The sequence below is a fragment of the Suilimivivens sp. genome, assembly GCF_037359455.1.
Lineage (GTDB): Bacteria > Bacillota > Clostridia > Lachnospirales > Lachnospiraceae > Suilimivivens > Suilimivivens aceti.
This window is the reverse complement of record NZ_JAXXXI010000036.1, coordinates 17,534-27,448: the sequence shown is the minus strand read 5'-3', so window position 1 is coordinate 27,448 and position 9,915 is coordinate 17,534. Positions and strand designations below refer to the sequence as shown.

At 48.2% G+C, this 9,915-nt stretch carries 10 protein-coding genes; all 10 read right to left on the bottom strand.

All coding sequences use genetic code 11. The features are described 5' to 3' along the window. Positions 1 to 38: 38 nt before the first annotated feature. The 10 genes from WJQ40_RS07185 to WJQ40_RS07140 all read right to left on the bottom strand — a co-directional run bounded on the left by WJQ40_RS07185 (position 39) and on the right by WJQ40_RS07140 (position 9,912). Complete coding sequence (locus tag WJQ40_RS07185; RefSeq protein ID WP_337538922.1) at positions 39 to 161, bottom strand: hypothetical protein; 123 nt, start codon at positions 159 to 161, stop codon at positions 39 to 41. 60 nt (positions 162 to 221) lie between these two features. After that, a complete protein-coding gene (locus WJQ40_RS07180; protein ID WP_337538920.1) occupies positions 222 to 1,109 on the bottom strand; it encodes a DMT family transporter in 888 nt (295 codons plus the stop codon). Between the two features lies 1 nt (position 1,110). Further along, complete coding sequence (locus WJQ40_RS07175) at positions 1,111 to 2,481, bottom strand: MATE family efflux transporter (RefSeq protein ID WP_337538917.1); 1,371 nt, start codon at positions 2,479 to 2,481, stop codon at positions 1,111 to 1,113. Then, on the bottom strand, positions 2,444 to 4,222 hold the full coding sequence (locus WJQ40_RS07170; RefSeq protein WP_337538916.1) for an ABC transporter ATP-binding protein: 1,779 nt from the start codon (positions 4,220 to 4,222) through the stop codon (positions 2,444 to 2,446). Before WJQ40_RS07170 ends, WJQ40_RS07175 begins: the two co-directional genes overlap by 38 nt. A 1-nt stretch (position 4,223) precedes the next feature. Then, the gene (locus tag WJQ40_RS07165) at positions 4,224 to 5,984 is read right to left on the bottom strand and encodes an ABC transporter ATP-binding protein (protein WP_337538915.1); all 1,761 of its coding nucleotides are present in this window, start codon (positions 5,982 to 5,984) and stop codon (positions 4,224 to 4,226) included. A 16-nt stretch (positions 5,985 to 6,000) separates the two neighbouring features. Beyond that, positions 6,001 to 6,885, bottom strand: coding sequence for a DegV family protein (locus tag WJQ40_RS07160; RefSeq protein WP_118797166.1), 885 nt, complete (start codon positions 6,883 to 6,885; stop codon positions 6,001 to 6,003). A gap of 72 nt (positions 6,886 to 6,957) precedes the next feature. Next, on the bottom strand, positions 6,958 to 7,377 hold the full coding sequence (locus tag WJQ40_RS07155; RefSeq protein WP_118797165.1) for a PaaI family thioesterase: 420 nt from the start codon (positions 7,375 to 7,377) through the stop codon (positions 6,958 to 6,960). A gap of 36 nt (positions 7,378 to 7,413) precedes the next feature. Then, positions 7,414 to 8,259, bottom strand: coding sequence for a 16S rRNA (cytidine(1402)-2'-O)-methyltransferase (gene rsmI / locus WJQ40_RS07150; protein ID WP_337538911.1), 846 nt, complete (start codon positions 8,257 to 8,259; stop codon positions 7,414 to 7,416). Positions 8,260 to 8,270: 11 nt separating this feature from the next. Further along, the gene (locus tag WJQ40_RS07145) at positions 8,271 to 9,014 is read right to left on the bottom strand and encodes a tRNA1(Val) (adenine(37)-N6)-methyltransferase (protein ID WP_337404890.1); all 744 of its coding nucleotides are present in this window, start codon (positions 9,012 to 9,014) and stop codon (positions 8,271 to 8,273) included. Beyond that, entirely contained in the window at positions 9,004 to 9,912 is a 909-nt protein-coding gene (locus WJQ40_RS07140; protein ID WP_337538910.1) for a stage 0 sporulation family protein, read from the bottom strand. Before WJQ40_RS07140 ends, WJQ40_RS07145 begins: the two co-directional genes overlap by 11 nt. Between the last annotated feature and the right edge of the window lie 3 nt (positions 9,913 to 9,915).

Below are 9,915 nucleotides of genomic sequence, written 5' to 3'. Positions count from 1 at the left end.
CCGTTTGAAGCTCTTCTTTCCCTTTTCTTCTCAATTTTTCACTCTCTGCGGGGCATCTCAGCTTCTTTTCCTTCCCCATGCCCCGTTTGAAGCTCTTCTTTCCCTTTTCTTCTCAATTTTTCACTCTCTGCGGGGCACCTCAGCTTCTTTTCCTTCTCCATGCCCCGTTCGAAGCTCTTCTTTCTCTTTTCTTCTCAATTTCTCACTCTCTGCGGGGCATCTCAGCTTCTTTTCCTTCCCCATGCCCCGTCTGATGCATTGGTTTTCAGATTATAAAGCAGCAATGCCAGCAGGATCAGCACATACCCAACCAACTTCAAAAAACTCATACCTTCTCCACCGACCGCAATCCCCATCACACTGGCTGTCAGGGGATTCACTACCGTAAATACTGCTGCTGTTTCTGCGGGCAGATATTTCTGTCCCACTGGCTGGAAGGTAAATCCAAAGCAACTGCACAAAAGTACCAGAAGCAGTAACATTCCCCACTGCTGACTGCCCTGCGGCAGGCTGAAATCTCCGGAAGCCAGAGCTACGATCAGACTGAGAAGCCCCATCACACCAAGCTGCAGCATACCTACTGTCACAGGATCTGCATCCTGTGTTACTTTTTCTGTCGCCATGATACAGGCTGCGAATGTCAGTGCTGCAAGTATCATCAGCACGATGCCAAGACCTCCGCCAGAACAGCTGCTTTGTGTCAGAGACAAACATCCAACACCGATAACTGCGAGCAGGGCGCACAGCATGGTTTTCTTCTTTGGCAGAGTTCTTGTCAGGATCGCCGCATAGATCGGAACCATTACGATCGCCATGTTTTCGATCAGGGAACTGACACCAGAATCAATAAGCCGCAGGCCATACATTTCAAATATCATGCAGACCGTATACAATACACCCAGGATCAGTCCGCCTTTCAGGCTGTTTTTACTGCAGGCAAGCAGCTTCTTATGGAAGATGACCGCCAGCACCAGAAACGCCAGAATAAACCTGACTGCCAGAATATTCATGGGCGACATGGTATTCATCAATATTTTTGAAAAGAGGAAAGAAGTTCCTCTGGCAACAAATACTGCCGTTAAAAGTAATTTTGCACTTATAGGTTTCATCCTACGCTACCACCCTATGCTCCAGCCATTTCCTGCTGTGAAATCTTCCAAAGAATATGATGCTTCTGACACCCCAGTCTGTAAACATACCGATCCATACCGCCATTGGTCCAAAGTGTAATGCCCTGACTAGAAAGATACACAGGCTCACACGGCAAAGCCACATAGTAATGGTCGATACAATCATACTGAATTTCACATCTCCTGCTGCCCGCATTCCATATCCGGGGATAAAGGATCCTACCCAGAAAATAGGTTTGCAGACCGTGATCCATCCTACCATATAAACACACAGTGCTGCGCTCTCTGGCTCCATGGCTGCGATCACTGTGACCGGCCTTGCTGCCAGATATACCAGCACACAGCTGATGATCAGACAGATCTCAGCCCATACGCATACCTTTCTGATATAATATACCGCTTCATCCTTCCGTCCAGCACCGATACACTGTCCTACTACTGTCATCAGCCCGATTCCCATCCCCATAGGCGCTATCCCATTCAGGTTCTCCATAATATTAGCCATAGCCTGTGCTGCAATTGCTGTGGTTCCCATGGTGGAAACGCTGGACTGGATCGCCAGCTTACCGAACTGGAACATACTGTTCTCTACACCGGAAGGAATTCCGATGGCCAGAATACTTAAAATCAGCTGCCATTGCGGTCTGATCTTAACATAATGATTCACTGTGATCGTCTGCCTCTCCCTGTGAAGAAAGGCCAGTACTACCACCGCACAGAATACACGTGAAAGAAGTGTCGACAGTGCCGCTCCGGACACTCCCATATGGAAGCCCCAGATAAAGACAGCATTTCCGATGATATTCAGGAAATTGGAGATCACAGAAACTGTCATGGGCAGTCTGCTGTTTCCCTGTGCCCGGTAAATGGCTGCACCGGCATCATACAGTCCAATAAAAGGAAAAGACAGTGCTGTATAATAAAAGTAGATCACAGCAGCATCCATAACATCCGCTTCTACCTGTCCAAAGACAAGGTGCAGAAGCTCCCGGTTACTGATCATGCAAAGTACCGTGATCACTGCAGAGATAAGAAACACAACAAGCAGCACCTGCTTAGCTGCCCTTTCCGCTTCCTTTGGCTTTTCCTTCCCGATATACTGTGAACAAATGATACAGCCTCCTGCTGCAAGTGCGGAGAAGGCCTGGATTACCAGTACATTGATAGAATCCACCAGGGAAACCGCTGACATGGCAGCGGCTCCCACATTACTGACCATGATGGTATCTGCTGTTCCCATCAGGGAATTTAAAAGCTGTTCCACCATCAGGGGAACCAGCAGTGCCCACAGGGCACGGTTGCTGAATAATCTGTTATGCGATCGCGAACTGACTGTTGTACAGTTTTGCATAAAAACCACCTTCTGCGAGCAGTTCTTCATGATTTCCCTGCTCGATAATATGACCGTCTTTCATGACCAGTATCACATCTGCATTCTGGATCGTCGATAATCTGTGGGCTACAATAAAGCTTGTCCTGCCCTCCATCATCGTTGCAAATGCTTTCTGGATCTTCTGTTCTGTTCTTGTATCAATAGAAGAGGTTGCCTCATCCAATATCAGCATAGGAGGCAGGGAAAGCATCACTCTGGTGATACAAAGGAGCTGTTTCTGCCCTCCTGACAGGCTGCCGCCATCCTCTCCGATCACGGTATCATAGCCATCCGGCAGCCTTCTGATAAAGCTGTCCGCATGGGAAGCCTTTGCTGCTGCAATGACCTCCTCATCTGTGGCATCCGGTCTTCCTACTGTGATATTCTCCCGGATCGTTCCTCTCTTAAGCCACGTATCCTGCAGCACCATACCAAAGGAGGTGCGCAGGGATTTCCTTGTAATCTCCCGGATATCCGTACCATCCACAGAAATACTTCCTTCATTGACATCATAGAAACGCATCAGCAGGTTGATCAGCGTCGTCTTGCCGCAGCCCGTAGGCCCTACGATAGCGATCCTCTGCCCCGGTTTTACCTGAAGATTCAGATCCTCGATCAGCCTCCTGTCCGGTGTATAGGAAAATGCCACATGGCTAAGGTCAATGGCTCCCTTTGTATCTGTCAGTACCCTGGCATCTGCAGCATCTGCGGTCTGAGGCTCTTCCTCGATCAGTTCAAAAATACGTGCCGCACAGGCAAGTGCACCCTGCAGCTCTGTCACGACACCGGAAATTTCGTTAAAAGGCTTGGTATACTGGTTTGCATAAGAAAGCAGGCAGGTAAGCTGTCCTACTGTCAGTCTGCCGGAGATCGCCGCCATGGCGCCCGTCAGTCCAACTCCCATATAAACCAGACTGTTGACAAATCTCGTGCTGGGATTGGTAATGGAAGAAAAGAAGATTGCCCGCAGGGAATACTTTTCCAGCCTTCCGTTGATTTCATCAAAGGCTTCCAGTGTTTCATCCTCTCTGTTAAAGGCCTGGACCACCTTCTGATTACCGATCATTTCATTGATCAGGTTGGTCTGTTCTCCTCTTGTTTCTGACTGCAGCTTGAACATGCTGAAGGTCTTTTTGGCTATAAAGCTTGCCACAAACAGGGAAACCGGTGTGATCACGACAACAACTACAGTGATCCCCACATTCACAGAAAGCATAAAGAACAATGTACCGATGATCGTCACAACACCGGTAAACAGCTGGGTAAATCCGATCAGCAGACCATCTGCAAACTGGTCTACATCCGCAATAACACGACTGACAATATCTCCCTGTGAATGACCATCCAGATATTTCAAAGGCAGCTCCTGGATCCTGCAAAATGCCTTTTCCCTGATATCCTGGATCATACCGTAAACGATCCTGTTATTGCAGATTCCCATCAGCCACTGTGCCAGTGCAGTAAGAACAACTACCACTGCCATCTTTTTCAGGATGGTAAACAGTGCCGGCCACGGACTTCCTGTCCCCTCTGCCGGGCTGATCAGACTGGTCAGCCAGTCAACTGCATTTCCTGTCAGCACCGGCAGATATAAGGTAAGTGCTACAGAAGCTGCCGCCATCAGGATCGTAAGAACGACCAGCCATCGGTATGGCTTCATATATTTTAAGACCTTGATCAGGGTCTCCTTCTGTTTTTCATTTTTTTCTGTCTTTTTCATATTACTCACCCTGACCTGCCTTCTTTTCAAACTGACTGTAGTAGATTTCCTGATATACCTCGCAGCTCTTAAGCAGCTCGTCATGGGTTCCCATTCCCACTGCCCTGCCGTCATCCAGCACGATGATCGTATCCGCATGCATCAGGGAAGAAGCTCTCTGGGAAACAATAAATACAGTAGTGTCTCCCGGCATTTCCTTCAAGGCCTTACGGAGTGCTGCATCCGTTGCATAATCCAGTGCGGAAGCACTGTCATCGAGGATCAGGATCTCCGGCTTCCTTACCAGTGCCCTGGCAATAGAAAGACGCTGCTTCTGTCCACCGGAAAGGTTCCGTCCTTCCTGCTCGATCATTTCATCAAGACCGTCCTTCTTCTGCCGCACGATCTCTTCTGCCTGTGCTGTCCTGAGCGCTTCATAGATCTCTTCATCAGTAGCCGCTTCATTCCCCCACTTCAGATTATCCCGGATTGTTCCCTGGAACAGCACCGCCTTCTGCATGACAACACCGATCTTATCCCGGAGGGCAACGGTATCATAGCTTCTCACATCTCTGCCATCCACTCTCACACTGCCGCTTGTCACGTCATAAAAACGGGGGATCAGGTTCACCAGGGAAGACTTACCAGAGCCGGTACCGCCAATGATGCCGATGGTGTCTCCCTTTCTGGCCTTAAATGTAATATCTGTCAGAGCTTCCTCGCCGCCCTCATAATACCGGAGTCCTACATGCTCGAAAACAACGCTGCCCGTTTCTTCTTCACTGCCGATATTCACTGAATCTGCTTCTTCCGGTTCCTCTGAAGAATACCCCTTCAGTCCTGCTGGCATTGCCAGCACTGTCTCGATCCTGTTTCCACAGGCAACTGCCTTGGTCATAGTGATGATCAGGTTTGCCAGCTTCACCAGCTCTACCAGAATCTGTGACATATAGTTGATCAGTGCTACCACCTCGCCCTTTGACAGCACACCTGCATCCACCTGCAGGGCTCCTGTATAGATCAGGGCGATCAGACCTGCATTGATCACCACATAGGTCAACGGATTCATCAGCGCCGAGATCCGTCCTGCTGTAGTCTGGATCTTCTTTAGTGCATCATTCTCACCGTCAAACTTACCGATCTCTGCCGGTTCCTGTCCAAAAGCACGGATCACGCGGACACCGGTGAGATTCTCTCTTGTAGTTCCAAGCACCCTGTCAAGTCCGCTCTGTACTCTTTTGTACAGCGGAATACTTACCAGCATGATGCCAAATACGATCACGGACAGTACCGGGATCACAACTACGAAAATCAGGGCAGCCTTTACATCAACTGTAAAGGCCATGACCATGGCACCAAATACAATAAATGGTGAACGCAGAAACAGGCGCAGTACAAGGTTTACACCTGACTGCACCTGATTGATATCACTAGTGATCCTTGTGATCAGCGTAGCAGTTCCCTCCCTGTCAAGCTGGGAAAAGGACAGCTTCTGAATGTGTTCAAATACACCATGACGGAGCTTTGCAGCAAATCCAACAGCCGCTTTCGCGGCAAAATACTGCGCCGTAATGGAACAGACAAGGCCGATCAGACCAAGTGCTGCCATGATCAGGCACATTCTTCCTACATAGCCCTTATCTCCCTGCGCAATTCCCACATCGATCATGGATGCCACAACAAGCGGTACAATAAGTTCAAAAGAGGCCTCCAGCAGTTTAAACAGAGGCCCCAGAATACTTTCTTTTTTATAATCTTTAAGATAAACAAGCAGCTTTTTCAATTTCTTTCTTCCTTTTTTAGTCCAGATATGCGTCATATTTTTCATTGGTATCATTCAGGAATGTGACCGCTACGATACCGGGACCTGTATGGGCACCGATCGCACAGCCGATCTGGGATTCCAGAATATCCTTTACATGATAACGCTCCCTGAGCTGTTCTTCTACGAAATCAGCGGATTCCCTGTCCTTTCCGTAGACAACGGCTACCATCTGGTTCTCCAGGTTTTTGCCCTTCTCTCCAACCATATCAAGGATCCTCTTCTGAGCCTTCTTCCAGCCACGGACCTTTTCTACAGCACTCAGGGAACCATTTTCATCTACAATAATGATAGGCTTGATATCCAATACAGTTCCTGCAAGGAAGGATGTTCTGCTGAGCCGTCCTCCCTTAAACAGATAATCAAGCTGCATCACTGTGACTGCGTGCTCCATATGCTCACAGAAGAAGTGTGCCGCCTCAATGATCAGCTCCTTCGGCGCCCCGTTTTTCTGCATCTGCAGGAGCTTTGTCACAACAAGTCCATAGCCTACTGAAGCACACCTTGAATCAATGATCGTCAGCTTAAAGTCCGGATATTCCTCCTTTACTTCATCATAGGCAAGATTTGCTGCATTAAAGGTTCCTGCTATTCCTGTGGAAAAACAGATATACAGGACCTCATCCCCACGCTTTGCATAGGGCAGGAAATGCTCATGGAACATATACTGGTTGATATGATAGGTTTTAATATCCTTACCGGAAGCCTGGATCTCATAAAATTCCTCCGGGAAAATGGTTTTGCCATCAAAGTAATCAGTTCCCTCAATCGTGACCGGTGTAGGCATTACATATAAATTGTACTTGGTAATGACACTTTCCGGAATATCGGAAGCTGAGTCTGTAATAATCTGAAAAGCCATATTTTTTCTCCTTTTGGCATACTATATGTGCAATTATAGCAAATATCCTGCCGCCGTACTACTTATTTTTTCTTAACCTTGTGGAATCACCCTGTGATCTGTCAGGAAAAAAGTAAATTCCCCACTGTCCAGAAGCTGCTCCTGATCATTCAGGATCCGTACCTCATAAACAGCCAGATGCTTTCCCATCCGCAGCCTTCTGGCCTGACATACCACATAAGACAGATGATCTGCCGGCAGCATAAAATTCAGGGAGCCATTGACTGTGGTCGCAAAATATCCACCCATGCACGCTCCGAGTCCTGCCGTGATATCGCAGAGGGAATAAAGGCATCCTCCATGAAACATCCCGTAGGGATTGGTCAGTTCCTCCTTATAAGGCATTTTCGTACAGACATAATCTGCCGATAAGCTTTCCACCTCAATGCCAAGGTGCTGCATATAGGCATTCTGCTGCACTACTTCTCTCATTGCCTGTTCCAGCTCATTCATCTTCTGTCTCCTTTATACCGCATAACCTTCCAGTCCTTATTCATCCTTCAGGAGTGCCTGGTAAATCTCTCTTTTTCCTACGCCTCTGTCCGCCGCCACCTTTTTCATGGCGCTCTTTCTGTCTATACCCTGCTTTTCATAAAAAGCCATGTGCTCCTCTATGCTCATGGATTCCCAGCTTTTCTGCTGCTCCTCCTCGATCTCCTTCCGGCTCTTTCCTTCAATCACAAGGACATATTCCCCTTTGGGTTCATTTTCCTCATAATAGTCTGCAGCCCCTTCGAGAGTGGTTGGCATAACTGTCTCAAACTTCTTGGTCAGCTCCCGGCAAAGCGTGATCCGGCGCTCCCCCAGCGTTTCCAGAAGCTCAGACAGTGTCCTCTTCAGATGATGGGGAGCTTCATACAGGATCATGGTCCGTGTCTCTCTGGCAAGCTCCTCCAGCACAAATGCCTTTTCCTTTTTATCCGTGGGCAGAAAGCCCTCAAAGCAGAACCGCCTTGTGGGAAGTCCGGACAGTGTCAGTGCTGTAATGCAGGCACAGCACCCGGGAAGGGATGTCACCGGCACACCTGCCTTCTGGCACTCTGCTACAAGCACCTCCCCGGGATCAGAGATCGCAGGTGTCCCTGCATCTGTGATCAGTGCGATATTTTTGCCTGTAAGAAGCTGATCCACCAGATAATGAGCCTTTTCTACTTTATTGTATTCATGATAGCTGGTCATGGGAGTTCTGATCTCAAAATGATTCAGCAGACGGATACTGTTTCTGGTGTCCTCTGCTGCGATCAGATCTACCTCTTTTAATGTCAATAACACCCGCTCTGTCATGTCCTGCAGATTTCCGATAGGTGTTGCACACAAATACAGGGTTCCGCTCATGGTCACTCTCCTTAATATCCGTAAACTGTGTAAATCTCCTCTGTGTAAACCCCAGGCTTCTCATAAACGATCAATGGCTTTTCTACGGTCAGTCTCGCCCTTCCGCCCCGGTTTGCTTCGATCAGGACCATATTGGGCTCCTTATCTGCAAAGGGATACACCAGCTTCATCCGCTTTGGCTCAAGCCTGTACTTCCGCATCAGTACCATGATATCCACCAGCCGGAAGGGTCTGTGCACCAGATAAAAATTACCGCCGCTCTTAAGCAGCCCTGCTGCCTGTGAGATCACATCCTCCAGATTGCAGAGCAGCTCATGCCTTGCGACCGCCTTGGGTCCACCTGGATTGGTAAGTCCGTGATGCTCTGTCATATAAGGGGGATTACAGGTCACAACATCAAAGGAAGCAGCGCCAAAAAGACTCACTGCTTCTTTTAAATCTCCGGTTACGATTGTAATCTTATCGGTAAGACCGTTGAGCTGTACACTACGTCTTGCCATATCTGCACTTTCTTCCTGGATCTCAAGTCCTGTCAGGTGGGCAGCCTTTGTCTTGGCCTCCATCAGGATCGGTATGATCCCTGTTCCCGTACCAAGATCGATCACCCTGGCACCTTCTCTGGCACGGGCAAAACCGGAAAGCAGAACCGCATCCATCCCGAAACAGAACCGACCCGGATCCTGGATGATCTTATAGCCGTTTCTCTGCAGATCATCCACTCTCTCATTTTCCTTCAAAAGCTCATCAGTTGTCATCAAGCTTTGATTTTCCTTCCTGTTTTTCCAGCTTCTCCAGTGTCCTCAGCTCTTCATCCTGCACATCCACCTTATTGTTTCTGCGCTTTCTCTTAAACCGCAGCTGTTCTACCTTATATTCCTGGATCTCCTTCTCGTCACCTACATCTACGATTACCTTGACAAGCTGGCGCAGCACGTTGACACTTGCTACTTCTCCCTTCAGTCCGTCATCTGTAGTAACATGATCACCCACATTCGGCAGTCTCCGGTTCAGCTCCTCATAGGTTTCCTCCTCATGCTTTAAGCAGCACATCAGTCTGCCGCATACGCCGGAGATCTTGGTAGGATTTAAAGAAAGATTCTGCTCCTTGGCCATCTTGATGGAAACCGGAACAAACTCTGACAGATGTGCATGACAGCACAGCTCCCTGCCGCAGATACCGATTCCGCCAAGAATCTTGGTCTCATCCCTGACACCGATCTGGCGAAGCTCGATCCTCGTCTTGAAAACAGATGCCAGATCCTTAACCAGCTCTCTGAAATCAATTCTTCCATCTGCTGTAAAATAAAAAAGTACCTTATTATTGTCAAAGGTATATTCTGCATCGATCAGCTTCATTTCAAGACCATGTTTTTTGATCTTCTCAAGGCAGATCTTAAAGGCCTCTTTTTCTTTAAGCTTATTACCAGCCTCCTGCTCATCATCCCGTTCTGTGGCAATACGCAGTACCGGCTTCAAAGGCTGTACTACCTTGTCATCATCTACTTCTCTGGGATTTCCTACTACAGTTCCGTATTCAATCCCCCTTGCAGTCTCTACAATCACATGATCATTTCTTTTAACAGACAGCTTGCCGGGATCAAAAAAATAGATCTTGCCTGCTGTCCGGAATCTTACACCGATTACTTTTTTCATAAA

What these genes read in the sequence shown, in the direction of transcription:
- WJQ40_RS07140 (WP_337538910.1), bottom strand. Translation starts at nt 9,912, where the DNA reads ATGAAAAAAGTAATCGGTGTAAGATTCCGGACAGCAGGCAAGATCTAT.
- WJQ40_RS07145 (WP_337404890.1), bottom strand. Translation starts at nt 9,014, where the DNA reads ATGACAACTGATGAGCTTTTGAAGGAAAATGAGAGAGTGGATGATCTG.
- WJQ40_RS07160 (WP_118797166.1), bottom strand. Translation starts at nt 6,885, where the DNA reads ATGGCTTTTCAGATTATTACAGACTCAGCTTCCGATATTCCGGAAAGT.
- WJQ40_RS07185 (WP_337538922.1), bottom strand. Translation starts at nt 161, where the DNA reads ATGGAGAAGGAAAAGAAGCTGAGGTGCCCCGCAGAGAGTGAAAAATTG.
- WJQ40_RS07175 (WP_337538917.1), bottom strand. Translation starts at nt 2,481, where the DNA reads ATGCAAAACTGTACAACAGTCAGTTCGCGATCGCATAACAGATTATTC.
- WJQ40_RS07155 (WP_118797165.1), bottom strand. Translation starts at nt 7,377, where the DNA reads ATGAATGAGCTGGAACAGGCAATGAGAGAAGTAGTGCAGCAGAATGCC.
- WJQ40_RS07180 (WP_337538920.1), bottom strand. Translation starts at nt 1,109, where the DNA reads ATGAAACCTATAAGTGCAAAATTACTTTTAACGGCAGTATTTGTTGCC.
- rsmI (WP_337538911.1), bottom strand. Translation starts at nt 8,259, where the DNA reads ATGAGCGGAACCCTGTATTTGTGTGCAACACCTATCGGAAATCTGCAG.
- WJQ40_RS07170 (WP_337538916.1), bottom strand. Translation starts at nt 4,222, where the DNA reads ATGAAAAAGACAGAAAAAAATGAAAAACAGAAGGAGACCCTGATCAAG.